We start from the raw sequence: 25,130 nt of genomic DNA, 5'->3' as shown, positions 1-25,130 counted from the left end.
CTTCGCCCCGGCCGTTGTTCCGGTCGGGGCCGTTCATGTTCGTTCTGTTTCGTGAATCTCAAGTATACGCCTGCTCTGCCATGAATATGAGATTTCTGGTGTTGTCTAGACTTTTCCCCCGACGGGGGGGTTTGATGAAGAGTTCCTTCAGGGTAACAATGCAGACATGATTAAAGGATTCCGGGATTTCATCATGCACGGCAACATCGTCGACCTCGCTGTCGCCGTCGTCACCGGCGCCGCCTTCGCCGCGCTGGTCGGCGCGTTCTCGGCCGCCTTCATCAACCCCCTCCTGAAGCTCGTCACGGGCGGCGGCAAGATCGGTGGTCAGTTCGTCATCAACGGCGTCGCCTTCCCGTACGGCGACTTCATCACGGCCGTCATCACCTTCCTCATCACCATGGCCGTCATCTACCTCGCGGTCGTCGTGCCGTACAACACCTTCCGCAACCGCATGACCAAGCCCGCCGCCCCGGCCGGCCCCAGCACCGAGGAGAAGCTCCTCACCGAGATCCGCGACGCCCTGCGCGCCCGCTGAACCCGCCACACCCGCACACCCCGAGGGGGCCGTCCAGACCGGGCGGCCCCCTCGCCTGTCGCCGCGCTCCCGGAACCGTCCCGCACGCGTGCTCTATCCTGACGGCATGACCCACGCCGAACGCCTCGCGCAGTCCTTCCTCGCCCACCGCACCGCCCTCACCACCCTGCTGTCCGAAATTCCCGAGGAGAGCGCCACGCACGCCCCCTGGGACGGCGCCATGACCTTCATCTCGCTCGGCGACCACCTCGACGCGTCCTCCAGAGGCATCCTCGCCGCGCTCGGCGGTCAGGCCCCCTCACGCGACGTCGTGCCCAGCCAGACGCTGCAGGAAGCCCGCATGCGCCTGCAGGACAGCGGCCAGCAGGTCACGGCCGCCCTCACGGCCCTCAGCGACGAGGACTTCGCCCGCGTCGTCCCCGCTTTCGGTGGCCGCCAGATGCCCGTCTCGCAGCTCGCCGAACTGCTCACCGCACACGAAGCGCACCACAAGGGCCAGATGTGGCTGATGGCCCGCCAGGTGGGCGTCAAACCGCCCTTCTTCATGTCCATGTGAGGCCCGCCCCCAGGCCCTGCCCGTCCGAGACGGGGGGAAAATGGGGAGATGCTGCACCGGCGCCCAGAACGGCGCCGGTGCAGGCGGTATAGTCCCCCGGTGCAGGCTGTCTCCCCACCCACCCACCTCGTCACCCTCCCCAACGGCCTGACCCTGGCTGCCGAAACGCGGCCCGGGCCGGGCTTCGCGCTGGACCTCCGCGTCCCGCTCGGCAGCGCCCACGACCCGCAGGGCGAGCAGGGCAGCGCAGCCCTGCTGGAGGAATGGCTGAGCAAGGGTGCCGGGAACCGCGACGCGCGCACCTTTCAGGACGCGCTCGACGATCTCGGCCTGCGGCGCGGCGGTGGCGTGGGCGCCGAAGCGACCCGCTTCGCCGTGAGCGGCCTGAACGCCGACCTCGGCCCGGCCCTGCAGCTGTACGCGGACCTCGTGCAGCGCCCCCAGCTGCCGGACGAGGAATTCGAGGTCCTGACCGACCTCGCCCGGCAGGACCTCGAAGCGATGCGCGACAGTCCCGCCGAACAGCTCGCGCTGGAAGCGCGCCTGCGGGCCTTCCCGGCCCTGGACGGCGTGCACGCCGGGTACGCGCACCCCGCCAGCGGCACCAGCGAGGGCCTCGCGGGCGTCACGCCGGACACCGTGCGCGCCCTCTACGGCCGCTACGGCGCGTCCGGCAGCATCCTGAGCGTCGTGTCCGCCCACGACGTGCACGAGGTCGAAGCGCTCGTCCGCGCGACCTTCGGCGACTGGCGGACCGGCGAGGCGCACAGCGTCCCGCTGCACTTCCAGCCGGGCCTGACCACGCACCTGCCCGGCGACACCAGCCAGGCGCACCTGTCGCTGTACTGGCGCGGCGTGAACCCCACCCACCCCGACTGGCTCCCGTGGCACCTCGCGATGGGCGTCCTGTCCGGCGGGAGCGCCAGCCGCATCTTCGTCGCGGTGCGCGAGGAGCGCGGCCTCGCGTACAGTGCCAGCATCGGCGCGCAGGTGCTCGGCACGCAGGGCTTCGTGGGCGGGTACGCGGGCAGCACGCCCGCCCGCGCCGCCGAGACGCTCGACGTGATGCTCGGCGAGTTCGCGCGCCTGAAGGCCGGCGTGACCGACGCCGAATTCCAGCGGGCCCGCGCCGCCCTGATCGCCAGCACCGTGTTCGGCGCGGAGAGCCTGCGCGGCCGCGTCGTCGCCCTCACGCGCGACCTGACCCTCTTCGGCGCGGTCCGGCAGCCGCGCGAACTGCGCGCCCAGATCGAGGCCCTCACCCTGACGCAGGTGAACGACTTCCTGCGCCGCTGGGATCCCGGCGAGCCGAACATCGTCACGCTCGGCCTCCCGCAGGAGGTGCAGGCATGAATCCCCAACCGTCAGCAGGTGCAGGCATGAATTCCCAGCCATCCGTCAGCGCAGCGCCCGCCGTCCACACCCTCAGCAGTGGCCTGCGCGTCCTGCTCGCCCACGATCCGCTCGCGCAGACCGTCGCGATGGGGTACTTCGTGCAGACCGGCGCGCGAGACGAACGCCGCGCCGAGATGGGCGCCTCGCACTTCCTCGAACACCTGATGTTCAAGGGCAGCGAGCACGTCAGCGGCACCGAACTCAACATGCGTCTCGACGCGCTCGGCGGGCACGCCAACGCCTTCACCAGCGACGAGGCGACCGTCTACCACGCCGCCAGCCTCCCCGAACAGGCGCCCGAACTGCTCGCCGCGCTCAGCGTCCTGCTCGAACCGGCCCTGCGCCCCGAGGACGTCGAGATGGAACGCGGCGTCATCCTCGAAGAGATCGCCATGTACGACGACCAGCCCGAATCGCGCGTGTTCGACGCGCTGCGCGCCGCGTACTGGAACGACCACCCGCTCGGCCATCAGGTGCTCGGCACGGCGCAGACCGTCGCGGCCCTCACGCCGGACGCGCTGCGGCAGAACTTCACGGAACGCTACGGGACGGGCGCCGTCACGCTTGTCGCGACCGGCCAGCTCGACGAGGCGGCCCTCCTCGCGCAGGCCGAGACGCTCAGCGCGCACTGGCCGCGCACCGCGCCCACCCGCACGCCCCGCCCGCACACGCCCGCGCCCGCCCTGCACCGCCTGACGGACGACACGCTCGGCCGCCTGCACGTCGCCGTCTGCTCGCCCGGCGTGCCCGTCACGCACCCGCTGCGGGAGGCGGCCGCCGTGCTGTCCGAGATCGTCGGCGGCGAGAACGGCCGCCTGTACTGGGCGCTCCTCGACACCGGCCTCGCCGACAGCGCCGACCTGTCGCACGCCGAGTACAGCGAGGCGGGCGTGTTCGAGGGCGGCTTCTCCTGCGACCCGGAACGCGGCGCGGAAGTCCTCGCGCTGTACCGGGACGCGCTGGTCACCCTGCAGCGGGACGGCGTGACGCCCGCCGAGGTGCGCCGCGCTGCCCGCAAGCTCGCCGTGTCCACCCTGCTGCGTGCCGAGACGCCGCAGGGGCAGCTGTTCGGGTTCGGGATGGAGTACCTCGCGCTCGGCCGCCTCGTGACCGTCGAGGAGGCCGTGGAGCGCGTGGCGGGCGTCACGCCAGGGGACGTGCAGGCACTCCTCGACCTGCGGCCCTTCGACGTGCAGGTCACGGTCGCGCTCGGCCGCACCGACGCCGTCCAGCCCCTCGACTGAACTTGCTGCCGCGCTGCCCTCCCCGCTCTGACCGGGTTCAGGACGGGTGGGCGCTCAGTTCGGCCAGCAGGTACTCCAGCCGCGTCTGCGCGCCCTCCTGACTGCCGTACACGCTGCGCAGCAGCTCGCCGCCCGCCGCGAACACCAGCGTGTGCGGCGTGCCTTCCGTCTCCCACGCGGCCGCCACGCTCCCCGTCAGGTCGAGCGCCACCGGGAACGGCAGGCGCGCGAACGTCGTCACGAAGCGCCGCAGCTGCGGTTCCACGTCCTCCCGCGCGAACCCCCGGTGCCCCCGGCTCGTGTGGACCGCCATGACCTGCACCTCACGACCGAACTCCGCGTGCAGCCGCTTCAGGAACGGCAGGCCGCGCGACACGCAGCCGGGGCACTCCAGGTTGAAGAACATCACCACGCCCGGCCGCTCCCACGCGTCCGGGGGCGGCACGGGCGGCCCCTGCACGAAGTCCTGACGGTCCGGCCACCGCCCGTCATGGCCCGCGTCCGTGTGATGGGGGGAGGTCGGTGCTTCGCTCACGGCGCTATCCTACCCTCCATGAAGCGTTCCCTGCTCCTCCTGTCCGCGCTGCTCACCGTGTCGTCCGCCCTCGCGTCCAGCGTCGCGGACGTCAAGAAGAAGGGCGTCCTCGTGCTCGGCACGGACCCCACCTTCCAGCCGTTCGAGTTCAAGGGCGCGGACGGCAGCTTCCAGGGCTTCGACATCGAGATCGCCCGCGCCGTCGCGAAGGACCTCGGCGTGAAACTGCAGATCAGTCCCGTCGGGTTCGGGGCGCTGATGCCTCAGAGCGTCACGAGCGGCCGCGTGGACATCGCCATGAGCGCCATCACCATCACGCCGGAACGCGCGAAGATCGTGAGCTTCAGCGCCCCCTACTACCGTTCGGCGCAGGTGTTCATCGTGAAGGGCGGCAACCCCGGCAAGTTCGCGTGGCCCGCGAACGTGAAGGGCAAGGTGATCGGCGTGCAGGCCAACACCACCGGGCAGTTCGCCGCGAACGACACCCTGAAACCCAAGGGAGCCGTCATCAAGGTGTACGACGACTTTGCGGCCGGGCTCGCGGACGTGCAGTCAGGCCGGATCGCCGCGCTGCTCGGCGACGCGCCCACCGTCACGAGCCTCCAGAAGCGCCTGCCGGGCCAGTTCGCGCAGGCCGGGAAGGAACTCGTGTCCGAAGATTACGGCATGGTGTTCAGCAAGGGCAGCGACCTCGTCGCCGCCGCCAACAGGACGCTCGCGCGCCTCAGGTCGAGCGGCGAGTACCAGAACCTGCTGGAGAAATGGATCGCGCAGAAATGATCTGGCCCCCGGCCACCACCGCCTGAGGGGGCGGGCCGGAGCAGATGGAGGCCGTCCCCGTGACGCGCAGAGAGGGGCAGTCGGCCTGGACGGGTCCGGCTGCCCCTCACTCTGGTCAGTGACTGAGGTGCATCAGGAGGACGCTGCCGAGGATCAGGCCGAGGCCGGCCCAGCCGCGCGCGGTGAAGCGCACGTGGTCCACGCGCAGGCTGAGGAGGGCGGTGAGGATGATGCCGAGCCCCCCCCAGACGGCGTACGCGACGCCGAGCGGGACGCTGTGCAGGGCGATGCCGAGCAGCGTGAAGGCCATCAGGATGAGGGCGATGCCGCCCACGGCGGGCAGGGGGCGGCGCAGACCGTCCGAGTGCTTGAGGAGCAGGTTCGCGGCGACGTCCATGAGGGCGGCCAGCGCGAGGAGCAGCAGCGGCGTCCACGTCATGGCCGGACCGCCCGGGCGGGGCGCGTGCCGTGGTGCAGGAGCCACGCACCCGCCCCGAGGCCCAGCATGGCGATCAGGCGGGCGGGCGTGAGCGTCTCGTGCAGCAGGACCACGCCCGCGAGCGTGACGAGGGCCAGTCCGGCCGCCTCCCACACGGCGAAGGCGACGGCGACGGGAATGCGCCGGAACGCCTGCGCGAGCAGCGCGTAGGACGCCGCCAGGAACACGTACGTGACGAGCAGTCCGGCCCCGTGGTGATGCAGGGCGGACAGTTTGAGGGTCAGGGTGCCGGTCACCTCGAAGGCGATGGCGGAGAAGAGCGCGAGCCAGGCCCGCATAGAACACCTTCCTTGTCAGGTCGGGGACCTGAAGTGTGCTTGATCTCGAATGGTGGCGCGCGTGCGGCCGGGGGCACGGGTGACGGTTCGCGGGTACGCGGACGCCGTCACGCTGGCCTGCACTGCTTGGCCGCCGGGCCGGTCGCCGGTCGGGGCGGGTCCGGGGCGTGGGCGGTGTGGGTCCGGCGTGCGTGGGGCCTACGTCCAGCTGCGGACGTAGAGCGAGTCGATCACGGTGTGCGGCACGGTCCCTTCGCGGGTGTCGCGTGCGCGGGCCACGGGGTCGCCGCTGCGGGCGAGGTCGGGCACGGTCGGGTGCTGGGGTGCCAGGACTGGCATGAATTCACGTCTACCTTGAGGTCCGGTATGGGGGGCTCAGTCCAGGGGGGACTGTCCGCGCGGGCCTCACTCCAGTGTAAGGGGCGCGTGTCAGGGCATGGTCTGGTCGGGCACGGTTGCGGGGCGCGGTGTCCCTGGGTGCGTGGCGTGCCGGGCCGCTATCCTGTCCCGGTGAATGACCTGCTCATCGGCTTCCGGGCCATCCTGTCGGGGGACTACCCGGCGCTGCTGTGGGCGGGGCTACAGCTGACGCTCGGCGTGAGCGTGTCGGCGCTGCTGGTGTCGGTGCTGCTGGGGACGCTGCTGGGCGTCGTGCGGACCTTCCGGGTGCCGCTGCTCTGCACGCTGGGCAACGCGTACGTGGAGGTGGTGCGCGGCGTGCCGCTCATCGTGCTGCTGAGCGTGGTGTATTACGGGCTGCCCGCGCTGGGCGTGACGCTGCAGGGCTTCCCGGCGGCGGTGCTGGCGCTGGGGCTGTACTCGGCGGCGTACACGTCCGAGATCGTGCGCGGCGGCCTGCGGAGCGTGCCGGACGGGCAGCTGGAAGCGGCGCGCAGCCTGGGCCTGTCGCGCGTGCAGTCCCTGAGGTTCGTGGTGCTGCCGCAGGCGTGGCGGGTGGCGCTCCCGGCGCTCGGGAACGAGTTCGTGTCGCTGATCCTGGGCAGCAGTCTGGCGAGCGCGGTGACGCTGCAGGAACTGTTCGCGCAGGGCAAGTACATCACGAACGCCACGTACCGGCAGTTCGAGGTGTACGCGGTGCTGGCCGTCGTGTACTTCCTGCTGACCTTCACCCTGACGCGCCTCGTGCGCCTGATGGAGCGCCGCCTGTCGCGCGGGGAGCGGCTGCCGGAACGGCGGGTCATCTGATGCGTGTGGCCCGCTCGCCGTTCCTGTCGGGCTTCACGGCGATGCTGCCGCTGTGGCTGGGCGTCGCGCCGTTCGCGGTGGCGTACGCGGTCACGGCGCGCGCCGCCCACCTGAGCGTGCTGGACACGCAGCTCATGAGCCTCACGGTGTTCGCGGGCGCGTCGCAGTTCGCGGCGGCAGGCCTGTTCGGACAGGGGGCGAGCGCGCTCGCAGTGGTGGGCACCACGTTCCTGCTGAACGTCCGGCACGTCCTGTACGGCCTCAGCCTCGCGCAGAGCCTCCCGCTGCACGGGTGGCGGCGCGGGCTGGCCGCGCAGTTCCTGACGGACGAGGCGTACGGCGTGGTGATCGCCGCGCCGCAGGGCACGCTCAGCCTGCCGTTCCTGCTGGGCGCGGAACTCAGCCTGTACGTCGTGTGGAACGCCTTCACGCTGCTGGGCGCCCTGGTGGGGGCGTTCATTCCGGACCCGGCGGCGGTGGGCGCGGACGTGATCTTCCCGCTGGCGTTCCTGGGCCTGCTCGTGCCGCTCCTCACGTCGCGCGTCACGCTGATCGTGGCGGCCGGGTCGGGCCTGCTCGCGTGGGCGGTGTCGCGCGTCCTGCCGGGCGGCCTGACGGTCCTGATCGCCGGGGTGGGCGGCGCGCTGCTCGGCGCGGCCCTCACCTCCAGGGGCGCGGGGGACGCGGGCGGGCGGGAACCGTGAACGTGCTGCTCACCATGCTGGGCATGTGGGCCGTGACCTTCGCGTCCCGGTACCTGGGCCTCAGTCTGGGCGGCGTGCGCCTCCCGCCGTTCTGGCTGGCGTTCCTGCGGTTCGTGCCGGTGAGCGTGTTCGCGGCGCTGGTCGTGCCGGACGTGGCGAACGCCGCGGACGCCCCCAGGCGCGCCGTGGCGGCGCTGGTGGCGGGCCTGCTGATGTGGCGCTCCCGTCAGCTCGCGCTGGGCATCCTGGGCGGGTTCGGCACGTACTGGCTGCTGCGCTGGCTCGGGCTGGGCTGAACGCGCGTGCCTGCCGGGTCGGTCAGCGCCAGGTGGTGCCGATCCCGGCCTGCAGCGCGTCGCGGATGCCGGACGCGACGCCGAACGCCACCCGGTCGAGGTAGTTGCTGTCCTTGAGGTTCTGCCCGTCAATGGGGTGACTGGTGTACCCGATCTCCACGAGGGCGGCCGGGATGCGCGACAGGCGCAGCACGGCGAGCGTGTGGACGTTCTTCAGGCCGCGCGAGTACGCGGCGGTGCTGGCGACCGCGTCCTGCTGGATGCTCTGCGCGAGCGCCTGCGAGTTCGGGTGGTTGTTGTTCCACCACGTCTCGATGCCGTAGCCCCTGAGGGCGGACGCGGCCTCGGTGCTGTTCACGTGGATGCTCACGAACATCTGCGCGCCGGTGGTCGTGCCCAGGGCGGCGCGCATGCCGAGGTCGGTGGTCTTGTCGGCGGCGAGGGCGGTGTCGCTGTCGCGCGTCATGATCACGTCGATGCCCGCCTGCGCGAGGTCGGCGCGTACGCGGCGGGCCACGTCGAGCGTCACTTCCTTTTCCACGATCTGCCCGATCGCGCCGGGGTCGCTGCCGCCGTGACCGGGGTCCAGCACGACGCGCGGACGGTTCGGCGTGCCGCTGAAGGCCAGCATGGCGGGGCGAGCGCTGCGCAGCGGGGCGAGCGCGAGCGGCCCGAGGGGGCTGGTGTCGGCCAGGGCGGGCGACACGTCGATGGCGAGGCGGGCGAGCTGGCTGCCGTCGGCGGGCGGGAGGAGCACGTCACGCCACCCGCTGCGCAGCGTGATGGGGGAGGACGTGAGCAGCGTCAGGGACGCGCCCGTAAGGTTCGGGGCGACGCTCCAGCCGCGCACTTCCGGCGTGAGGTTCGGCGCGCTCGTGAGCTGTCCGGCGCTCACGCCGCTCAGGTCGATGCGCAGGCCGAGCGGGAGCGGCGTGACGCGGAAGGTCGCGGCGGGCGGCAGTTCCAGCACCACGCGCGTCAGGCCAGGGTTCTTGCCGATGCGGGGCGCGCCGAGCGTGGCGGGTCCGGCGGGCGTGCCGGGCACGGTGCCGCTCGTGAGGCGGCTGCTGTCGCTGCTGCCGGGCAGGGCGGGCGTGGGGGTGGGCAGGGCGTTCGAGCCGAGGGCGCTGGCGGTGTCGCCGGGCGGGAGCTGGTCGGCGGTGGGGACGGGCGCGCCCGCGGTGGCGGAGGGACTGCCGGGCATGGCGGGCGGCGCGACGGCGAGGACCGTGCCGCGCACGCTGGGTTCCGCGCCGCCGCCCAGGGCCGCACCGAAGTTCAGGATGAGGACGCGGCCGCCGGTCGCGATGGTCGTCTCGCTGGCCGTCCAGCCCTGCGTGCTGCCGAGCGGGAACGGCGTCTGCAGCAGCAGCTGCGAGCTGCCGTCGCTGCCGAGCGTGAGGCTGTAGTCGCTGACGGCCGCGCCGGGCGCGGGGACGTGCTGCGCCTGCACGCGCACGCCCGGCTGGGCGTTCACGTCGAGGCGCAGGCCGCTGAAGGTGGGCGTCAGCGAGTACCGCAGGCCGGCGGGCAGGTCGAACACGACGCGGGTGTTGCCGCCGGTGCTGCTGAAGCGCGGCACACCGAACGCCTGCACGGGCGGCCCGGCCAGCACGGGCGCGGCGGTGGTGACGGGGGCCGGGGCGGGGGCCGCGCTGCCGGGTGTGGCCGGGCCGCTGAGGGTGGGGGGCTGCGCGACCGGGCCGGAACGCAGGAAGGGGTCGGGGGCGGCGGCGTGCGCCCCGCTGCCGAACGTCAGGGCCGTGAGCAGCGCGAGGGTGCAGGAGCGGAGGCCGGAGCTGGCGTCGCGGGAAGCAGGGAGGCTGGCCATGAATTGACCGTACTGTACGTGGCCGCGCGGTGAGAATGTGACCTGCGTCCTCATGAGATGAGAACGGCTTCTCATACGGTTTTGAGGAGGTGGAAGCGGGCAGGCGTCCTGCAGGACGTCCGTTCTGCCCAAGAAGCGGGCAGGCGTCCTCTCCTGCGGAGCTGTCCCAGTCATGGGCGCTGTTCTGCCCAAGAAGGGATGTCAGCGCTTATCCCGGCGTCCCCGGAATCGGATCAACACCGTTTGTTGGTGCTCGCTTCGCTCGGCCGAACTCCACGAGTTCAGCTCAGAACCGTATCGGTCCTGCGGCGCGGTAGCCTGAACCGTGCCCGACCCCACCGACCGCCCCGCCCACCCCAACTGGCCCACCCTCGTCCCCGACGAACAGCAGCCCTGGGAAACGCTCGGCAGCGAGACCGTGTCCGGCCCCCCGCACGTCCTGCACCGCGATCATGTCCTCACCGGCAGCGGCACGCGCCTCACGTACCTGTACCGGCCGCGCGGCCCGCGCGCCGTGTTCGTGCTGCCCATCACCCCGGCCGGAGAGGCCGTCCTCATCCGCCAGTACCGCTACCCGCTGCGCGCCTGGATCACCGAGGTGGTCGCGGGCGGCATGGAGCCCGGCGAGGACGTGCTGGACAGTGCCGCCCGCGAACTGCAGGAGGAGGTGGGCGGCACGGCCCGCGAATGGATCGCGCTGCCTGCCTTCTACCCGCAGCCCAGCGTGAGCGGTGTCGCCTTCTACCCGCTGCTGGCCCTCGGCGTGACGCTCGGCGACGCTCACCCCGAACCGGACGAACTGATCGAACGGCTGGTGCTGCCTCTCCCTGAGGTGTACCGCAGGCTCCTCGCGGGCGAGATCCTGCAGGGGCCGGGCGCCCTCACCCTCTTCCACGCGCGGCGGCACCTCGTGGAACGCGGCCTTCTGCCCGCCTGATACGGTTTTGATCCGATTCCAGGGATGCCGGGAACAGCACCGACATCCCTTCCACCTGCGCCGCACCGTCCCTGTTGCCACTCGCTCCGCTCGGCTGAACTCGGAGCGTGTTGTGCCATTCCGTGTGAGTCCGGCGGGCGTCAGTGCACGCGGTCGCGGCGGCCCGTCCCTTCCGGCACGGCGCCCGGCGTCTCGATGCGCATCAGGGCGGGCGACGCGAAGCCCAGCAGGCACACGGCCGCCGCGAGGAACCCGCCCCACGCGAAGATGCCCTGCGTCCCGATCCGCTCCCCGAGCGGCGCGGCGAGCGCCAGCCCCACCGGCCCCGCCAGGCCCGTCAGCGTGCCGAGCAGCGACAGGGCCCGGCCCTGTAGGTGGTTCGGGACGATGCTCTGCAGCAGGGCCGTCTGCGGGGCGCTGCCGAGACTGAACGTCACGCCGCTCACCACCCACCACACCACCGCCAGCCAGAACAGGTGCGGCGGGGCCAGGGCCGTCAGCGCGACCGTCCCGCACGACACCGCGAACGCGATCAGGACCGCCGCGATGCGGCTGCGCCACCGGATCACGGCGGCCAGCAGGCCACCCGCGATCATCCCGACGCCCGACAGGCCCTCCATCAGCGCGACGCTGTTCACGCCCAGCCCGAAGTGCTGCTTCACGAGCAGCGGCGTGAGCGTGAAGGTCGGCATGATCACCAGCACCACGGCCGCGATCAGCAGGTACAGCCGCGTCAGGGCGGGCGAGCCCGTCACGAGGCTCAGGCCCTCCCGGAAGTCCTGCCACACGCTCTGCTGCACCTCCAGGCGGCCCTGCGGAATGCGCCAGAAGAACAGCGGCACGATGCCGAGCAGCGCGGTGAACACGTCGATCAGGAGGGCGCCCTGCAGCGGCAGGACACTCAGGGCGAGTGCCCCGAGCGGCGCGGCGGCGACCGTCATGATGCCCTGCAGCGACTGGTTGAGCCCGGCGGCGCGCGGCAGCCAGCTGCCGGGCACGAGCATGGCGGTGCTCGCCTGCGCGGCCGGACTCTGGAAGGCCTGCATGCTGGAGCGCACGAACATCATGGTGTAGATGTGCCACAGCTGCACACGGCCCGTCGCGAACAGCGCGATGAGGACCAGCATGCACGCGGCGCTCACGGCGTCCGTCAGGATCATGATGACGCGGCGGCTGTAGCGGTCGGCGAGCGTGCCGCCCAGCGGTCCCAGCAGGGCCTGCGGGAGCAGCGCCATGATGCCCGCCACGCTGAGTGCGCTGGCCGACCCGGTCTGCTGCGTGATCCACCAGATCAGCACGAACTGCGTGAGGGCCGACCCGATCAGGGACAGGGCCTGACCGCCGAACACCGTGTAGAAGCGCGGCTTCCACCGCTCGTGCGGGAGGGGCGCGGTCACGGCTGCCGCCCGTGGGGGGGAGCACCGTTCACGGCTGCGTCCACGCGAGCAGCTGGGCGTACAGGTCGGCGCGGTGCGCGTCCCGGATGGGCGGGAGGCCCGCGAGGTCGCTGAGCCACAGGCCGTCGCACGCGAGGCGCAGGGCGGTGGCGCGGGCGGGCGGCAGGCCGTCCTGCAGGCTGTCCTCGTCCACGAAGGTCATCAGGGTCCGCAGGTGCGCGTTCAGGGTGGGCTGCGCGGCGACAGCCCCGGCGAGCGCCAGGAACACCGCCTCGTCGTGCGCGTCCTGACCGGGCGCGAAGGTCGCGTGAACGTACGCGCGTGCCCAGCGGCCGGGCGTGCCGGGCGTCTCGCGGTCCAGCCACACCTGCAGGTCGTCCCGGAAGCGCTGCACGAGCCGGTCGGCGAGCCCGAGGAGCAGCGCGTCCTTGCTGGCGTAGTGGTGCAGCAGGCCGCCCTTGCTGACACCTGCGCGGGCGGCGACGGCGTCCAGCGTGAGGCGGTTCACGCCGCCCGCCAGGAGCAGGTCGGCGGCGGCCGTGAGCAGCTGCTGCCGGGTGAGGTCGGTGTTGCGGACGTGGACGGAACTGGAAGCCATGCCCTAACATACCGTCCGGACGGTATGTTCGATCGCGCGGCAGGCGACACTCCGCCGTGCCGTCCCGCCCCGTTCGTCCGGCGCGCGGGCCTCCTGCTACGCTGCCCGTCATGACGCCGGACCCCTTCACGACGCTCGAGGCCACGCCCGGCGCCCCCTGGCGCGCCGACACCGTGACCCAGGGCAGCGAATTCATCGCCCTCGCCGCCCGCACCGACACCCCCGAAGAGGCGCTGGACTGGGTGCGTTCGCTCCGCGCCGAACGTCCGGACGCCACGCACGTCTGCTGGGCCTACGTCATCGGGACCGCGTACCGCTTCAGCGACGACGGCGAACCCGGCGGCACCGCCGGACAACCCATCCTGCGCGCCCTGCAGGGCCAGGGCGTGGACCACGTCACGGTCGCCGTCGTCCGCTACTACGGCGGCATCAAACTCGGCACGGGCGGCCTCGCCCGCGCGTACGGCAACCTCGCCGCCGAATGCGTCCGCACCGCCCGGCGACACCTCGTGCGGCCCCGCGTGACCGTCACGGCCAGCGTGCCCTTCGCGGACGTCAGCACCCTGTACCACCTGCTCACCCAGCACGACACCGAACGCGGCGAGGAGACGTACACCGCCACCGGCCTCACCCTCACCCTGCACCTGTACCCCGAGGACACCGGCACCTTCCGGGCCGCGCTGCGCGACGCCACACGCGGCAACGGCGAACTCAGCGAAGCCTGACCGGTCGCCCACCGGCGGGCAGGCCCGTCCTGCCGCTGTCCCGCCTGTTCAGGCACCGTCCGGCACGGCCTGCCGGTCACGGCGGCCCGCCCGGTACCGCCACACCGTCAGCGCGAGCGACACCAGCACGGCCGCCGCACTCAGCGCGAACGCCGCCCGGAACCCGCCGTGCTCCACGAGCAGGCCCGCCACGCTCGGCCCCACGAACTGACCCACCGCGAAGAACACCGTGATGGCGCTCAGCGCGAGCGGCGCGTCCGCGTGCGGCACCTCCTCCGTCCCGGCCGCCTGCAGCAGCGTGAAGTACCCGGAGATCGTCAGGCCCAGCAGCACCCAGTGCAGCGCGAACGCCGCCGGGTGAGGCCACGCGAGCGGCGCCGTCATGGCGACCAGCGTGAGCGTGCCCGCCAGCATCATGGCCGGGCCGCGCCCGAGCCGGTCCGACAGCCACCCCCACCCGACGCCCGCGAACACGCTCAGCAGGCCGTGCACGGCGACCAGCGTGCCCGCCACGGCAGGGGAGACGCCGGACTGCAGCGTGAAGCTCAGCATGAACAGCGTCTGCACGCTGTACGCCAGCCCGCCCAGCCCGTACGCGCCGCCCACCCGCAGCACGCCCGCCGAACGGTACACGCGCAGGCTCGCGCCCGGCACGCGTTCCGGCCGTCCGCCCGCGCGGGGCGCCTCGCGCAGCACGGCCGCCGCGAGCGCCAGCACCAGCACGCCCAGCAGCGCGAAGGCCGCCCACATCAGTCGCCAGCTGCCCGGCCCGTACGCGTGCGTCAGGCGCGGCAGCAGTACGCCCGTCAGCAGCAGTCCCACCCCGACGCCGCTGGACGCGAGCCCGATCACGGTCCCGCGCCGCGCCGGGAACCACGCGGTCAGCAGCGACACCAGCGGCGTGAACACCAGCGCCGTCCCCAAGCCCAGCAGCACCATCAGCAGCCGCAGCGGCCCGAGCGACTGCACCCCCCACAGCCCCACGAACCCCAGGGTGTTGAGGGTCAGGCCGATCAGGACGCTGCCGCGCGCACTCCAGCGCCGCGCGAGCTGCCCGGCCGGAATGAGCATCAGCAGGTAGCCCAGGGCCGTCAGCGTGCCGAGCGTGCCCGCCTGCGCGTACGACAGGTGCAGGCCCGCACGCATCTGCGGCAGCACCAGCCCGAACGCCAGCCGCGCGCACGCCACCGACACCAGCGTGACGAGCATCCCCACCCACGCCATGCGCCACTGCCCGCGCACCGCGTCCGGCCCCGCCGAAACCGTGGCGGACGGCGCGCTGCCGGACTTGCCGCTTATGTCCCCGCCGCCGGACTGGCCGGTGATGTCCCTGCTGCCGGACTTGCCGGTTATGCCCGCGCTCCCGTCATTCGAGCGCGCCGAGGCCCGTGATGTCGCGCCCGACGATCAGCGTGTGGATGTCGTGCGTGCCCTCGTAGGTGTCCACCGTCTCCAGGTTCAGCATGTGCCGGATGACGGGGTACTCGGTGGTGATGCCGTTCCCGCCGTGCAGTTCCCGCGCGAGCCGCGCGCCCTGCAGCGCCACGCGCACGTTGTTGCGCTTGGCGAGGCTCACCTGCCCGAAGGTCATGCGGCCCGAATCCTTCAGCTGTCCGAGCTGCACGGCCAGCAGCAGGCCCGTCGTGTGGTCCGTCAGCATCCGCACCAGTTTGTCCTGCACCAGCTGCCGCGCCGCGATGGGCTTGCCGAAGGTGCTGCGGCCCGTGGTGTACTCCAGCGTCGCCGCGTACACAGCTTCCAGCGCGCCCATCGCGCCCCACGCGATCCCGTAGCGGGCGCTGGTGAGGCAGCCGAGCGGCCCCTTGAGGCCCGCCACGCCCGGCAGCATGCTGCTCGCCGGAACGCGGCAGTCCTCCAGCACGATCTCGCCCGTCACGCTGGCGCGCAGGCTCATCTTGCGCCCGATCTTGGGGGTGCTGAAGCCCCTCGTGCCGCGCGTCACGATGAAGCCGCGCACGGCGTCCCTGCCGTCCTCGCCCTGCAGTTTGGCCCACACGACCGCCAGGTCCGCCTCGGGGCTGTTCGTGATCCACATCTTGTTGCCGTTCAGGACGTAGTCGTCACCGTCGCGGCGGGCGCGGGTCCGCATGGCACCGGGGTCGCTGCCGCCGTCCGGTTCGGTCAGGCCGAAGCAGCCGACGAGTTCGCCGCTCGCGAGGCCCGGCAGGTACTCGCGTTTCTGCTCCTCGCTGCCGTACGTGTAGATGGGGTGCATGACGAGGCTGCCCTGCACGCTCGCGGCGCTGCGCAGGCCGCTGTCGCAGCGTTCCAGTTCGTACATCATGGCGCCGTAGCTGCTGTAGCTGGCGCCCGACCCGCCGTACTCCTCGGGAATGGTCGGGCCGAGCAGGCCCTGCGCGCCCAGGCCCTTCATCACGTCGCGGACCGGGAGGTCGGCGTCGTCCCACCACCGGGCGATGTGCGGCATGAGCTGCGCGTCCACGTAGCTGCGAACACTGTCCATCACGAGTTGTTCGTCTCCGCCGAGGAGACTGCGGGCCTGGAAGTAATCGAGCATGGTGCAGGCATTGTAGGGCCTGCGCGGCGGCCCGGAGGGTGTGCCTGGACGCGCCCCGGCGGGACGTTTGTCACGCGGACGGAGACAGCCCGCCGTGCAGGCGAACAAACGCCCGTCAGGACGCACGCGGGGCCACCCGGACCCATTCCTGGCCGCCCGGTGCGGAGGAGCCGGACCTTCACATCCGGCCCCCATCTGTGATACACGTGAGTCACATCACAACCCAGAGCGCCCGAACAGGAGGATTCATGACCGCCAGTCCTGCCTTCAGACCTGCCCGTTCCCGCCACACCTCCCGGAGCACCCCTTGACCCCGGCACTCCAGGCCGTTCACCTCTGCAAGGAATTCCGCGGCTTCCGCGCCACCAACGACGTCACCCTCGACATCCGCGAAGGTGAGATCCACGCCGTCATCGGACCGAACGGCGCGGGCAAGACCACCCTCTTCAACCTGCTGTCCGGCTTCCTGAAACCCACCTCCGGCGAGGTCCGCCTGTTCGGCGAACGCGTCGACACGCTCTCCCCGCAGCACCTCGTGCGGCGCGGCCTGTCCCGCTCCTTCCAGATCTCCAGCGTGTTCGGCAGCATGACCGTCCGCGACAACCTCGCCGTGGCCCTGCAGGCCCCCACCGCCCTCCCGCACCGCTTCTGGATCAGCGACCGCGCCCTGCAGCGCTTCGACCCCCGCATCGACGAGATCGTGGCACAGGTGGGCCTGCAGGACGTGCAGCACCGCCTCGCGGCGGACCTGTCGCACGGCGAGAAACGCGGCCTGGAGATCGGCCTGTCCCTCACGCAGGAGCCGCGCGTGCTGCTGCTCGACGAACCCACCTCCGGCATGGGCTCCGAAGGCATCGAGCGCGTCATCGCGCTCGTGCGGCGCGTCGCGGCCGGACGCACGGTCGTCATGGTGGAACACAACATGAGCGTCGTCGCGCAGCTCGCCGACCGCATCACCGTCCTGCAGTACGGCCAGGTCATCGCGAGCGGCCCCTACGAACAGGTGCGGCAGGACCCCGCCGTGATCGCCGCGTACCTCGGACACGAGGAAGACATCTTCGCCGAGGACGGCAGCGAGGCCGACATCGCCCCCGGCCACGGAAGCCGCGCATGACGCCGCTCCTGACCGTCCGCGACCTGCAGGCCTTCTACGGCCAGTCGCACGTCCTGCACGGCGTGAACCTCGACGTGCAGCAGGGCGAGGTCGTGTCCCTCATCGGCCGCAACGGCGCGGGCAAGACCACCACCCTCAAACGCATCATGGGCGTCCTTCCGCCCCCGCGCGGTCACAACGGCGGCAGCGTCACCCTGGACGGCCAGGACATCACGCGCCTGAACAGCAACGCCGTCGCCCGGCGCGGCGTGGCGTGGGTGCCGGAAGAACGCGCCATCCTCGGGAACCTGTCGGTCCGCGAGAACCTCGAACTGCCGCCCCTGCGACCGGGCGGCTGGGACCTGAACCGCGCGTACGACGCCTTCCCGGTCCTGCGGGAACGCGCGCACCACCCCGGCACCAAACTCTCCGGCGGGGAACAGCAGATGCTCGCCATGCTGCGCGTCCTGCGCGGCGCGCCCCGCCTGCTGCTGCTCGACGAGCCGTCCGAGGGCCTCGCGCCCGTGATCGTGCAGGCCATCGGCCGGATGCTCGACGACCTCAAGGCGCAGGGCCTCGCCATCGTGCTCGTCGAGCAGAACCTCAGCTTCGCGGCGCGCCTCGCCGACCGGCACTACGTGATGGTGGACGGCCGCATCGTGGACGAAGTCCCGCGCGAGCAAGTCCGCGAACGACGACGGGACCTGCTGCACCACCTCAGCGTGTAGGCACACCCCGCCCCCCCATCTCACCGCACACAGGAGATCCCATGAACAGCACCCGTACCCGCGCCCGCCTGACCACCGGCCTCGTCACCGCCGCCCTGCTGATGCCCAGCCTGAGCCTCGCGCAGAACGCCCCCCTCGCCGCGCTCAGCGACGGCCAGATCCGCATCGGCGTCATCACCGACCTGTCCGGCGTGTACTCCGAAGTCGCCGGGCAGGGCGCCGTCAAGGCCGTGAACATGGCCGTCGAGGACTTCATCGTCGCCAACCCCGCCTACCGGGGCAAGATCACCGTCACGGCCGCCGACCACCAGAACAAGGCCGACATCGCCAGCAACAAGGCCACCGAGATGATCGAACGGCAGGGCGTGGACTTCATCACCGACCTCGTCAGCAGCGCCGCCGCGCTCGCCGCGTCCGAAGTGGCCCGCCAGCGCAAGATTCCCGTCATCGCGGTCGGCCCCGGCACCAGCACTCTCACCAACGAGAAGTGCAACAGGTACACCTTCCACTACGCCTACGACAACTACATGCTCGCCAACGGCACCGGCACCGCCGTCACCAGACGCGGCGGCAAGACCTGGTACATCATCTACCCCAACTACGTCTTCGGGCAGGACCTCAACCGCCAGATGACGGCCGCCGTGCAGGAGAACGGCGGGAAGCTCGTCGCGCCCAGCGAAGCCACCCCCTTCCCGAACACCGACTTCTCCAGCTACCTCCTCAAGGCGCAGTCCCTGAAACCCAAGATCTTCGGCACCATGCAGGCCGGCGCGGACCTCGTGAACGTCGTCAAGCAGTACAACGAGTTCGGCCTGAAGAAACAGGGCATCGGGCTCGGCATCGGCCTGCTGTTCGACACCGACGTCACCGCCCTCGGCCAGGACGCCTACGCGGGCGCCATCGCGACCGTCCCGTGGTTCTGGAACATGGACGCCCTCAGCCGCGCGTGGGCCGCCCGCTTCGAGAAGGCCTTCGGCAAGAAACCCACCTGGGAACAGGCCGGAAACTACAGCGCCACCACCCAGTACCTCAACGCCGTCGTGCGCGCCAGGAGCGACAACGGCGACGCCGTCGTCAAGGCGCTCGAAGGGTACCGCTTCAACGACTTCTACGCCCGCAACGCCTACATCCGCCCGCAGGACCACCGCGTCACGCTCGACGTGTACACCGTGCAGGTCAAAGCCAAAGCCGACGCCAAGGAACCCGGCGACTACTTCAAACGCACCGCCATCATCCCCGCCGACAAGGCCTTCACGCCCCTGAGCGAGAGCAAATGCAAGATGCAGTGACCCCGCCCCACGCCCGTGAAGCGGTGAACGCATGAACGCCCAGCTGCTGCTCATCCAGGTGTTCAACGGCCTCGTCAACGGCGCCTTCTACGCCCTGCTCAGCCTGGGACTCGCCGTGATCTTCGGCATGCTGCGCATCGTGAACTTCGCGCACGGCGCGCTGTACATGCTGGGCGCCTTCGGCGCCTTCGCGCTGTCCGAAACGCTCGGCCTGGGCTTCTGGCCGTCCCTGATCGTCTCACCGCTCATCGTGGGCCTGATCGGCGTGATCCTGGAACGCGTGCTGCTGCGCCGCCTGTACGGCCTGGACCACAGCTACAACCTGCTCCTCACCTTCGGCCTGACACTGCTCATCCAGGACCTCGTGAAACAGGTGATGCTCAGCCAGTTCGCGGTCAGCAGCGCCCCCTACACCCCGCCCGAGATGCTGACCGGCGTCGTGAACCTCGGCTTCGTGGTGTTCCCCAAATACCGCCTGTTCGTGATCGCGCTCAGCCTCGCCGTGTGCCTCGTCACGTGGTACGTCATCGAACGCACCCGCGTCGGCGCCGTCGTGCGCGCCGCGACCGAGAATCCCACCGTCACCCGCTCCTTCGGCATCAACGTCTCCGCGTGGGTCACGGCCGTGTTCGGGGTGGGCGTGGCCCTCGCCGGACTGGCGGGCGTGCTCGCCGCCCCCATCTACAGCGTCGACCCGTACATGGGCGCCGAACTCATCATCACGACCTTCGCGGTCGTCGTGATCGGCGGGATGGGCAGCATCCTCGGCTCGGTCGTGGTCGGCTTCGCGGTCGGCGTCCTCACTGCCGTCGGCGCGGCCCTCTACCCGCCCATCAGCAACACGCTGGTGTTCATCCTGATGGCGCTCGTGCTGCTGTTCCGCCCCAGCGGCCTGTTCGGCCTGCCGGAAGGTGCCCGGTGACGGCCCTCCCCACCACCGCCCGCACCGCCGCCCGCCCACGCGCCCGCCTCGGCTGGCTGCTGCTCGGCGCGGCCCTGCTGCTGGCCCTCCCGCACTTCGTGTACCCGGTCCTGGCGCTCGACATCCTCGCGTGGGGCCTGTTCGCCGTCGCCTTCGACCTGCTGTTCGGGTACGCGGGCCTGCTGTCCTTCGGGCACGCGGCCTTCTGGGGCACCAGCGCCTACGTCACCGCGTACGCCCTCTCGCACGGCCTGAACGTCCCCGTCTCCCTGCTGGCCGGAGCCGCCAGCGCCCTGCTGCTCGCCGTGCCCATCGGCTTCCTGTCCGTCCGCTCCTACGGCATCTACTTCAGCATGATCACGCTCGCCTTCGCGCAGATGGTCAGCTTCGTGGCGCTGCAGCTCACGGATTTCACGGGCGGCGAGAACGGCCTGCAGGGCATCCCGCACCCGAACCTGCCGGGCCTGAACTTCGACAGCAACCTCGTCCGGTACTACTTCGCGCTGCTGGTGTTCGCCGCCGGGATGGCCGCCGCGTACCGCCTCGTGCACAGCCCCTTCGGGCGCGTCACGCAGGCCGTGCGCGACAACGAAGTCCGCGCCCAAAGCGTCGGGTACGCCCCGTTCCGCTACAAGTTCACGGCGTTCCTCGTGTCCGCCGCGCTCGCCGGACTGGCGGGCGGCCTGACCGTGTTCGGGCACGGCGTCGTCAGCCTGGAAGTCGTCAACTGGCGCACGAGCGGCGAGGTGGTCATCATGACGCTGCTCGGCGGGACCGCCACCGCCTTCGGCCCGCTAATCGGCGCGGGCCTCGTGCTGCTGCTGCGCGACTACCTGTCCACCAGCAACTTCCCGGTCGGCATCGTGACGGGCCTCGTGTTCGTGCTGGTGGTGCTGTTCTTCCGCGCGGGCGTGATCGGCACGGTCCAGAACCTCCTGCGCCGCAGGTAACCCCACGCAGGAGAGGCTCGTGGGGGCAGGGGAGCCTGACATGAAAGAAGGGAGGCCGGAGCGTACGCTCCGGCCTCCCTTTCTTGCTGACGGGGTCAGCGGTCAGGACTTCAGAAGTCCATGCCGCCCATGCCGCCGTCGCCCATGCCGCCACCCTGAGGGCCGCCGGCCTGCGCCTTCTCGGGCTTGTCGGACACGATCGCTTCGGTGGTCAGGATCAGCGCGCCGATACTGGCGGCGTTCTGCAGCGCGGTGCGCGTCACCTTGGCCGGGTCGACGATGCCCGCGGCGACCATGTCGTCCACGAACTCACCGGTCGCGGCGTTGAAGCCGTAACGGGGCAGGTCGCTGTTGATGACGGCGTTGACCACGACGCTGCCTTCGAAGCCAGCGTTCACGGCGATCTGACGGGCCGGCTCTTCCAGGGCGCGGATCAGGATGCGCGCGCCGGTCGCCTCGTCGCCGCTCAGGGCCTCGGCGGCCTTGCGGACGGCGGGGATGATGCGCAGCAGGGTGGTGCCGCCGCCCGACACGATGCCTTCCTCGACCGCCGAGCGGGCGGTGCTGAGGGCGTCCTCGTAGCGGTGCTTCTTCTCCTTGAGTTCCGTCTCGGTGGCCGCACCGACGCGGATGACCGCGACGCCGCCGGCCAGCTTGGCGAGGCGCTCCTGCAGCTTCTCCTTGGCGTAGTCGCTGTCGGTGGTGTCGAGTTCGGCCTTGATCGCGCCGACGCGGGCTTCGATCTCCTTCTGGTCGCCGCCGCCGTCGATGACGGTGGTCTCGTCCTTGGTGATGCGGATGCGCTTGGCGCGGCCCAGCATGTCCATGGTGACGTTCTCGAGCTTGTGGCCGAGGTCCTCGGTGATGACCTGACCGCCGGTCACGGCGGCGATGTCGCGCAGCATTTCCTTGCGGCGGTCACCGAAGCCGGGGGCCTTGACGGCCGCGATGTTCAGCGTGCCGCGCAGCTTGTTCACGACGAGGGTCGCGAGCGCTTCGCCCTCCACATCTTCCGCGATGATCAGCAGGGGACGGCCGGTCTGCGCGACCTTCTCCAGCACGGGCAACAGGTCCTTGAGGGCGCTGACCTTCTTCTCGTTGATCAGGATGTACGGATCTTCGAGGATGGCTTCCATGGTGTCGGGGCTGGTGATGAAGTAGGGGCTGATGTAGCCCTTGTCGAACTGCATGCCTTCCACGACGTCCACTTCGGTGTCGAAGCCCTTGGACTCCTCGATGGTGATGACGCCTTCCTTGCCGACCTTGTCCATCGCGTTCGCGATTTCCTCGCCGACCTGTTCGTCGTTGGCGCTGATGCCCGCGACCTTCTTGATGGCGTCGCTGTCCTCGACGGGCACGCTGAGCTTCTTGATCTCTTCGATGGCGGCCTGGACGGCCTTCTCGATACCGCGCTTCAGGGCGAGGGGGTTCGCGCCGGCCGCGACGTTGCGCAGGCCTTCCTTGACGACGGCCTGGCCGAGCACGGTGGCGGTGGTGGTGCCGTCACCCGTGATGTCGTTGGTCTTGGACGCGACTTCCTTGAGGAGCTGCGCGCCGATGTTCTCGAGCTTGTCTTCCAGCTCCACTTCCTTGGCGACGGTGACGCCGTCCTTGGTGATGGTGGGGCTGCCGAACTTCTTCTCGATCACGACGTTGCGGCCGCGCGGCCCGAGGGTGACCTTGACAGCGTTGGCGACGGCGTTGACGCCGCGTTCCAGCGCGCGACGGGCCTGTTCATCGAATACGAGTTGCTTAGCCATGGTGTGCTCCTTGACTGCAGGTCAGTGGGCGTGAGGCCGTCCTGACCGTGAGTGAATCGTGCGGGTGAACGGTACGGAGGTGGAAGTCAGGGCGGGCCCTGAACTTCCCGTGTTCCGTCTTACTCGACGATCGCGAGGATGTCGCGTTCGGCGAGGATGCTGTAGTTCTTGCCTTCCAGGGACACTTCCGTGCCGCCGTACTTGGCGAAGTACACGGTGTCGCCGGTCTTGACTTCCAGCGCGACCTTGGTGCCGTTGTCGAGGGTCTTGCCGCTGCCGACGGCGACGACCTTGCCGCGCTGGCTCTTCTCTTTGGCGCTGTCGGGGACGTAGAGGCCACCAGCGGTCTTCTGCTCGGTTTCCTCGATGATTTCAACCAGTACGCGGTCACCTAGTGGTTTCAGCATGAATGTTCCTCCTGTGAAGTGAAGTGAGTGGGGCGGCCCTCCGGTCGTCCCGGCGGGTTTGTGCCGATCCAGACGGAATCCTAGCCCTGCACTCAGCGAAATGTCAATGTTTAGAGTGCAGGAATATGAGTCTCATACGCTCAAGTTGCGCGGAGTGGGCATTTTTCCAGGCGTATGTTCCTCTTGACGTATATGCGTAACATATATATGTTAGAGCATATACGCAATCCAAGGAGGTTCACCGTGGCCCGCCCCCCCATCCTCAGCCGCCCCGACTTCGAGACCACCCTCGCCAAACTCGCCGGCGTCCCCCTCACCCTCGCCCTGCTGGACGTCGACCACTTCAAGAACCTCAACGACACCCTCGGGCACAACGAAGGCGACCGGGTCCTGCGCGTCGTCGAACGCCTGCTGACCGGCAGCCTCCCGGCCGGAAGCCACGTCGCGCGCCTCGGCGGCGACGAGTACGCCGCCATCCTCCCCGAAACGGCTGCCGAAACGGCCCTCATCCTCTTCGACGAGATCATCAAGCACTTCCAGATGAACCGCGACCCCGATTGGCCCCGCACCCTCAGCCTCTCCGTAGGCCTCGCCGGACGCCCCGCCCACGCCGACAGCCCCCTCGAACTGCAGCGCGCTGCCGACGAGGCCCTGCTGCGCGCCAAACGCGAGGGACGCGGCCGTGCCTGCATCTACGTGGAAAGCAAGATGGTCCTCAAGAGCAACTACTACCCCAAGAGCCAGCTGGAGCGGCTGAGCAAACTCGCCGCCGCCCTGGAGCGCACCGAGGCCAGCCTGCTGCGAGAAGCGCTGGACGAGCTGGTGGAGAAGCACCGGGGCGCCCTGTGAGCCGCTGGGCCGGACCGACGAACCTCTCGCCCGGCCTGGAGCGCACCGGGCGCGCCTGCGCCTGCGTGCTGCACGAGGGCCGGGTGCTCATGATCGGGGTCGGCGGGGGCCGCTGGAGCCTGCCGGGCGGCGGCATCGAACCCGGCGAGACGGCAGCGGGCGCGGCCGTGCGGGAAGCCTGGGAGGAAGCGGGCGCCCACGTGGCCGTGGAGGGCACAGGCTTCGCGGTCACCTCACCCCGCAGCGGCATGGCCAGCCTGATCTTCCTGGCCCGCCTGACCCGCCAGGAACCCAGCCCGGAAGGCCGAGACTGCCTCTGGGTCGATCCCACACAGTCGCCCTGGTGCGACGACGATCAGCTGGCCCCGGCGCTGGCGGTCCTGCGCGAGCGGGGCTGGCTGTGACGCCGCTCTCCGCTCCCTGGCGGGCCGCCCTGGAAGAAGCCTGGACCGCGTACGGCGAGGGCTCGTACGCCATCGGGGCGTGCATCGCCGACGAGCACGGCACGGTGCTGGCGCGCGGACGCAACCGGCTGGGCGCGGCGCGGCGCGTACACGGCGCGGAAGGTTCAGGCTTCGTCGCCGGGCATGATCTGGCGCACGCCGAGATCAACGCCCTGCTGGACCTGCGGGACGTGCCGCGCCCCGAGTGCTACGGCTGGACCGTCCACACCACCGTCGAACCCTGCCCGCAGTGCGCCGGAGCAGTCGCCATGAGCAGCATCCGGGGCGTCAGCTACGCCGCGCCGGACCCCTGGGCCGGAGCGGCCGACATCCTGACGGACCACCGCTACGTGTCCCGCAAGGGCATGCGCGTGAGCCGCGCGCCGGAAGACGTGCAGCGCGCCGCCCTGCGCCTCGCGCTCACGAGTTTCCTGAGGGAAGGCCACGACGCGCTCGGGCACTTCCTGCAGACCTTCCACGAGTACGCGCCGGACGTGGAATTCGCCGCCCGCCTGCACCGCTCCCGCACCCTGGACGCCCTGGCCGAGCGCCGCGCCCCCCTCGCGGACGCGCTGGCCGTCCTGGCATGACTGCAGGGCTGACATGAACGCCGAAGGCCGTGGCCCGCACC

Annotated in this window: 29 protein-coding genes; 18 read left to right on the top strand and 11 right to left on the bottom strand. The window is 70.9% G+C overall.

The window, feature by feature from the left end; all coding sequences use genetic code 11:
• The first annotated feature begins 166 nt into the window (after positions 1–166).
• The 4 genes from mscL to IEY33_RS08315 all read left to right on the top strand — a co-directional run bounded on the left by mscL (position 167) and on the right by IEY33_RS08315 (position 3,733).
• Entirely contained in the window at positions 167–538 is a 372-nt protein-coding gene (mscL, locus tag IEY33_RS08330; protein ID WP_188962196.1) for a large conductance mechanosensitive channel protein MscL, read from the top strand.
• A gap of 106 nt (positions 539–644) precedes the next feature.
• A complete protein-coding gene (locus IEY33_RS08325) occupies positions 645–1,094 on the top strand; it encodes a DinB family protein (RefSeq protein WP_188962194.1) in 450 nt (149 codons plus the stop codon).
• A gap of 99 nt (positions 1,095–1,193) precedes the next feature.
• Positions 1,194–2,447: a M16 family metallopeptidase gene (locus IEY33_RS08320; RefSeq protein WP_229670876.1), complete on the top strand. Its 1,254-nt coding sequence runs from the start codon at positions 1,194–1,196 to the stop codon at positions 2,445–2,447.
• Positions 2,448–2,473: 26 nt separating this feature from the next.
• Positions 2,474–3,733: a M16 family metallopeptidase gene (locus IEY33_RS08315; RefSeq protein ID WP_188962189.1), complete on the top strand. Its 1,260-nt coding sequence runs from the start codon at positions 2,474–2,476 to the stop codon at positions 3,731–3,733.
• A 37-nt stretch (positions 3,734–3,770) separates the two neighbouring features.
• On the opposite strand, the gene IEY33_RS08310 is transcribed toward IEY33_RS08315, so the two are convergent.
• Positions 3,771–4,268, bottom strand: a complete 498-nt coding sequence (locus IEY33_RS08310) for a TlpA disulfide reductase family protein (protein WP_229670875.1) — start codon at positions 4,266–4,268, stop codon at positions 3,771–3,773.
• 18 nt (positions 4,269–4,286) lie between these two features.
• Between IEY33_RS08310 and IEY33_RS08305 the strand changes: the two genes are divergently transcribed.
• Positions 4,287–5,048, top strand: a complete 762-nt coding sequence (locus tag IEY33_RS08305) for an ABC transporter substrate-binding protein (protein ID WP_188962187.1) — start codon at positions 4,287–4,289, stop codon at positions 5,046–5,048.
• A 115-nt stretch (positions 5,049–5,163) separates the two neighbouring features.
• Here IEY33_RS08305 and IEY33_RS08300 read toward each other — a convergent pair whose 3' ends face one another.
• The 3 genes from IEY33_RS08300 to IEY33_RS08290 all read right to left on the bottom strand — a co-directional run bounded on the left by IEY33_RS08300 (position 5,164) and on the right by IEY33_RS08290 (position 6,164).
• A complete protein-coding gene (locus IEY33_RS08300) occupies positions 5,164–5,487 on the bottom strand; it encodes a DMT family transporter (RefSeq protein WP_188962185.1) in 324 nt (107 codons plus the stop codon).
• A complete protein-coding gene (locus IEY33_RS08295; RefSeq protein WP_188962182.1) occupies positions 5,484–5,825 on the bottom strand; it encodes a DMT family transporter in 342 nt (113 codons plus the stop codon). The genes IEY33_RS08300 and IEY33_RS08295 overlap by 4 nt, the downstream gene beginning before the upstream one ends.
• 198 nt (positions 5,826–6,023) lie before the next feature.
• Positions 6,024–6,164 carry a hypothetical protein gene (locus tag IEY33_RS08290; protein WP_188962181.1) on the bottom strand — a complete coding sequence of 47 codons (141 nt, stop codon included), beginning with the start codon at positions 6,162–6,164 and terminating at the stop codon, positions 6,024–6,026.
• A 171-nt stretch (positions 6,165–6,335) separates the two neighbouring features.
• Here IEY33_RS08290 and IEY33_RS08285 point away from each other — a divergent pair, with 171 nt between their 5' ends.
• The 3 genes from IEY33_RS08285 to IEY33_RS08275 are packed head-to-tail and all read left to right on the top strand — an operon-like array spanning position 6,336 to position 8,031.
• Entirely contained in the window at positions 6,336–7,031 is a 696-nt protein-coding gene (locus IEY33_RS08285) for an amino acid ABC transporter permease (protein WP_188962180.1), read from the top strand.
• The gene (locus IEY33_RS08280; protein WP_188962179.1) at positions 7,031–7,735 is read left to right on the top strand and encodes an AzlC family ABC transporter permease; all 705 of its coding nucleotides are present in this window, start codon (positions 7,031–7,033) and stop codon (positions 7,733–7,735) included. The genes IEY33_RS08285 and IEY33_RS08280 overlap by 1 nt, the downstream gene beginning before the upstream one ends.
• Positions 7,732–8,031 carry an AzlD domain-containing protein gene (locus tag IEY33_RS08275; protein ID WP_188962178.1) on the top strand — a complete coding sequence of 100 codons (300 nt, stop codon included), beginning with the start codon at positions 7,732–7,734 and terminating at the stop codon, positions 8,029–8,031. The genes IEY33_RS08280 and IEY33_RS08275 overlap by 4 nt, the downstream gene beginning before the upstream one ends.
• 22 nt (positions 8,032–8,053) lie before the next feature.
• Here the strand turns inward: IEY33_RS08275 and IEY33_RS08270 are convergent, their stop codons facing one another.
• On the bottom strand, positions 8,054–9,862 hold the full coding sequence (locus IEY33_RS08270; protein WP_188962176.1) for an N-acetylmuramoyl-L-alanine amidase family protein: 1,809 nt from the start codon (positions 9,860–9,862) through the stop codon (positions 8,054–8,056).
• 325 nt (positions 9,863–10,187) lie between these two features.
• Between IEY33_RS08270 and IEY33_RS08265 the strand changes: the two genes are divergently transcribed.
• Positions 10,188–10,799 (top strand): NUDIX domain-containing protein, encoded by a 612-nt coding sequence (locus IEY33_RS08265; protein WP_188962174.1) that lies wholly within the window; start codon positions 10,188–10,190, stop codon positions 10,797–10,799.
• A 140-nt stretch (positions 10,800–10,939) separates the two neighbouring features.
• Here IEY33_RS08265 and IEY33_RS08260 read toward each other — a convergent pair whose 3' ends face one another.
• Together IEY33_RS08260 and IEY33_RS08255 are read right to left on the bottom strand one after the other, a co-directional pair.
• Positions 10,940–12,196, bottom strand: a complete 1,257-nt coding sequence (locus tag IEY33_RS08260; RefSeq protein WP_188962172.1) for an MFS transporter — start codon at positions 12,194–12,196, stop codon at positions 10,940–10,942.
• Positions 12,197–12,224: 28 nt separating this feature from the next.
• Positions 12,225–12,794, bottom strand: coding sequence for a TetR/AcrR family transcriptional regulator (locus IEY33_RS08255; protein WP_188962169.1), 570 nt, complete (start codon positions 12,792–12,794; stop codon positions 12,225–12,227).
• A 110-nt stretch (positions 12,795–12,904) separates the two neighbouring features.
• Between IEY33_RS08255 and IEY33_RS08250 the strand changes: the two genes are divergently transcribed.
• On the top strand, positions 12,905–13,519 hold the full coding sequence (locus IEY33_RS08250; protein WP_188962167.1) for an IMPACT family protein: 615 nt from the start codon (positions 12,905–12,907) through the stop codon (positions 13,517–13,519).
• A gap of 48 nt (positions 13,520–13,567) precedes the next feature.
• Here IEY33_RS08250 and IEY33_RS08245 read toward each other — a convergent pair whose 3' ends face one another.
• A complete protein-coding gene (locus IEY33_RS08245; protein WP_229670874.1) occupies positions 13,568–14,743 on the bottom strand; it encodes an MFS transporter in 1,176 nt (391 codons plus the stop codon).
• A 142-nt stretch (positions 14,744–14,885) separates the two neighbouring features.
• Positions 14,886–16,058, bottom strand: a complete 1,173-nt coding sequence (locus tag IEY33_RS08240; protein ID WP_188962164.1) for an acyl-CoA dehydrogenase family protein — start codon at positions 16,056–16,058, stop codon at positions 14,886–14,888.
• Positions 16,059–16,365: 307 nt separating this feature from the next.
• On the opposite strand from IEY33_RS08240, the gene IEY33_RS08235 reads away from it, so the two are divergent.
• From IEY33_RS08235 to IEY33_RS08215, 5 genes are read left to right on the top strand one after another with little or no spacing between them, the layout of a single operon-like run.
• Positions 16,366–17,172 carry an ABC transporter ATP-binding protein gene (locus tag IEY33_RS08235; RefSeq protein ID WP_188962161.1) on the top strand — a complete coding sequence of 269 codons (807 nt, stop codon included), beginning with the start codon at positions 16,366–16,368 and terminating at the stop codon, positions 17,170–17,172.
• Entirely contained in the window at positions 17,169–17,879 is a 711-nt protein-coding gene (locus IEY33_RS08230) for an ABC transporter ATP-binding protein (RefSeq protein ID WP_188962159.1), read from the top strand. Before IEY33_RS08235 ends, IEY33_RS08230 begins: the two co-directional genes overlap by 4 nt.
• 41 nt (positions 17,880–17,920) lie before the next feature.
• Entirely contained in the window at positions 17,921–19,168 is a 1,248-nt protein-coding gene (locus IEY33_RS08225; RefSeq protein WP_188962157.1) for an ABC transporter substrate-binding protein, read from the top strand.
• A 31-nt stretch (positions 19,169–19,199) separates the two neighbouring features.
• Complete coding sequence (locus IEY33_RS08220) at positions 19,200–20,090, top strand: branched-chain amino acid ABC transporter permease (RefSeq protein ID WP_188962155.1); 891 nt, start codon at positions 19,200–19,202, stop codon at positions 20,088–20,090.
• Positions 20,087–21,040, top strand: a complete 954-nt coding sequence (locus tag IEY33_RS08215; RefSeq protein ID WP_188962152.1) for a branched-chain amino acid ABC transporter permease — start codon at positions 20,087–20,089, stop codon at positions 21,038–21,040. The genes IEY33_RS08220 and IEY33_RS08215 overlap by 4 nt, the downstream gene beginning before the upstream one ends.
• A gap of 110 nt (positions 21,041–21,150) precedes the next feature.
• On the opposite strand, the gene groL is transcribed toward IEY33_RS08215, so the two are convergent.
• Together groL and groES are read right to left on the bottom strand one after the other, a co-directional pair.
• The gene (groL, locus tag IEY33_RS08210; RefSeq protein ID WP_188962150.1) at positions 21,151–22,800 is read right to left on the bottom strand and encodes a chaperonin GroEL; all 1,650 of its coding nucleotides are present in this window, start codon (positions 22,798–22,800) and stop codon (positions 21,151–21,153) included.
• Positions 22,801–22,919: 119 nt separating this feature from the next.
• Positions 22,920–23,207 carry a co-chaperone GroES gene (gene groES, locus IEY33_RS08205; RefSeq protein ID WP_188962147.1) on the bottom strand — a complete coding sequence of 96 codons (288 nt, stop codon included), beginning with the start codon at positions 23,205–23,207 and terminating at the stop codon, positions 22,920–22,922.
• Between the two features lie 243 nt (positions 23,208–23,450).
• Between groES and IEY33_RS08200 the strand changes: the two genes are divergently transcribed.
• The 3 genes from IEY33_RS08200 to IEY33_RS08190 are packed head-to-tail and all read left to right on the top strand — an operon-like array spanning position 23,451 to position 25,089.
• On the top strand, positions 23,451–24,056 hold the full coding sequence (locus IEY33_RS08200) for a GGDEF domain-containing protein (protein WP_188962145.1): 606 nt from the start codon (positions 23,451–23,453) through the stop codon (positions 24,054–24,056).
• Positions 24,053–24,460, top strand: coding sequence for an NUDIX hydrolase (locus tag IEY33_RS08195; RefSeq protein ID WP_229670873.1), 408 nt, complete (start codon positions 24,053–24,055; stop codon positions 24,458–24,460). The genes IEY33_RS08200 and IEY33_RS08195 overlap by 4 nt, the downstream gene beginning before the upstream one ends.
• Positions 24,457–25,089 carry a nucleoside deaminase gene (locus IEY33_RS08190; RefSeq protein ID WP_229670872.1) on the top strand — a complete coding sequence of 211 codons (633 nt, stop codon included), beginning with the start codon at positions 24,457–24,459 and terminating at the stop codon, positions 25,087–25,089. The genes IEY33_RS08195 and IEY33_RS08190 overlap by 4 nt, the downstream gene beginning before the upstream one ends.
• The last annotated feature ends 41 nt before the right edge of the window (positions 25,090–25,130 follow it).

It is taken from the genome of Deinococcus aquiradiocola, assembly GCF_014646915.1.
In the GTDB taxonomy this organism is placed as follows: Bacteria; Deinococcota; Deinococci; order Deinococcales; family Deinococcaceae; genus Deinococcus; species Deinococcus aquiradiocola.
The sequence above is the reverse complement of the archived record's forward strand: the minus strand, read 5'-3'. Positions and strand labels throughout refer to the sequence as shown.

What these genes read in the sequence shown, in the direction of transcription:
- IEY33_RS08255 (WP_188962169.1), bottom strand. Translation starts at nt 12,794, where the DNA reads ATGGCTTCCAGTTCCGTCCACGTCCGCAACACCGACCTCACCCGGCAG.
- IEY33_RS08230 (WP_188962159.1), top strand. Translation starts at nt 17,169, where the DNA reads ATGACGCCGCTCCTGACCGTCCGCGACCTGCAGGCCTTCTACGGCCAG.
- IEY33_RS08315 (WP_188962189.1), top strand. Translation starts at nt 2,474, where the DNA reads ATGAATTCCCAGCCATCCGTCAGCGCAGCGCCCGCCGTCCACACCCTC.
- IEY33_RS08225 (WP_188962157.1), top strand. Translation starts at nt 17,921, where the DNA reads ATGAACAGCACCCGTACCCGCGCCCGCCTGACCACCGGCCTCGTCACC.
- groL (WP_188962150.1), bottom strand. Translation starts at nt 22,800, where the DNA reads ATGGCTAAGCAACTCGTATTCGATGAACAGGCCCGTCGCGCGCTGGAA.
- IEY33_RS08305 (WP_188962187.1), top strand. Translation starts at nt 4,287, where the DNA reads ATGAAGCGTTCCCTGCTCCTCCTGTCCGCGCTGCTCACCGTGTCGTCC.
- IEY33_RS08300 (WP_188962185.1), bottom strand. Translation starts at nt 5,487, where the DNA reads ATGACGTGGACGCCGCTGCTGCTCCTCGCGCTGGCCGCCCTCATGGAC.
- mscL (WP_188962196.1), top strand. Translation starts at nt 167, where the DNA reads ATGATTAAAGGATTCCGGGATTTCATCATGCACGGCAACATCGTCGAC.
- IEY33_RS08240 (WP_188962164.1), bottom strand. Translation starts at nt 16,058, where the DNA reads ATGCTCGATTACTTCCAGGCCCGCAGTCTCCTCGGCGGAGACGAACAA.
- IEY33_RS08250 (WP_188962167.1), top strand. Translation starts at nt 12,905, where the DNA reads ATGACGCCGGACCCCTTCACGACGCTCGAGGCCACGCCCGGCGCCCCC.
- IEY33_RS08220 (WP_188962155.1), top strand. Translation starts at nt 19,200, where the DNA reads ATGAACGCCCAGCTGCTGCTCATCCAGGTGTTCAACGGCCTCGTCAAC.
- IEY33_RS08270 (WP_188962176.1), bottom strand. Translation starts at nt 9,862, where the DNA reads ATGGCCAGCCTCCCTGCTTCCCGCGACGCCAGCTCCGGCCTCCGCTCC.
- IEY33_RS08245 (WP_229670874.1), bottom strand. Translation starts at nt 14,743, where the DNA reads ATGGCGTGGGTGGGGATGCTCGTCACGCTGGTGTCGGTGGCGTGCGCG.
- IEY33_RS08280 (WP_188962179.1), top strand. Translation starts at nt 7,031, where the DNA reads ATGCGTGTGGCCCGCTCGCCGTTCCTGTCGGGCTTCACGGCGATGCTG.
- IEY33_RS08325 (WP_188962194.1), top strand. Translation starts at nt 645, where the DNA reads ATGACCCACGCCGAACGCCTCGCGCAGTCCTTCCTCGCCCACCGCACC.
- groES (WP_188962147.1), bottom strand. Translation starts at nt 23,207, where the DNA reads ATGCTGAAACCACTAGGTGACCGCGTACTGGTTGAAATCATCGAGGAA.
- IEY33_RS08290 (WP_188962181.1), bottom strand. Translation starts at nt 6,164, where the DNA reads ATGCCAGTCCTGGCACCCCAGCACCCGACCGTGCCCGACCTCGCCCGC.
- IEY33_RS08295 (WP_188962182.1), bottom strand. Translation starts at nt 5,825, where the DNA reads ATGCGGGCCTGGCTCGCGCTCTTCTCCGCCATCGCCTTCGAGGTGACC.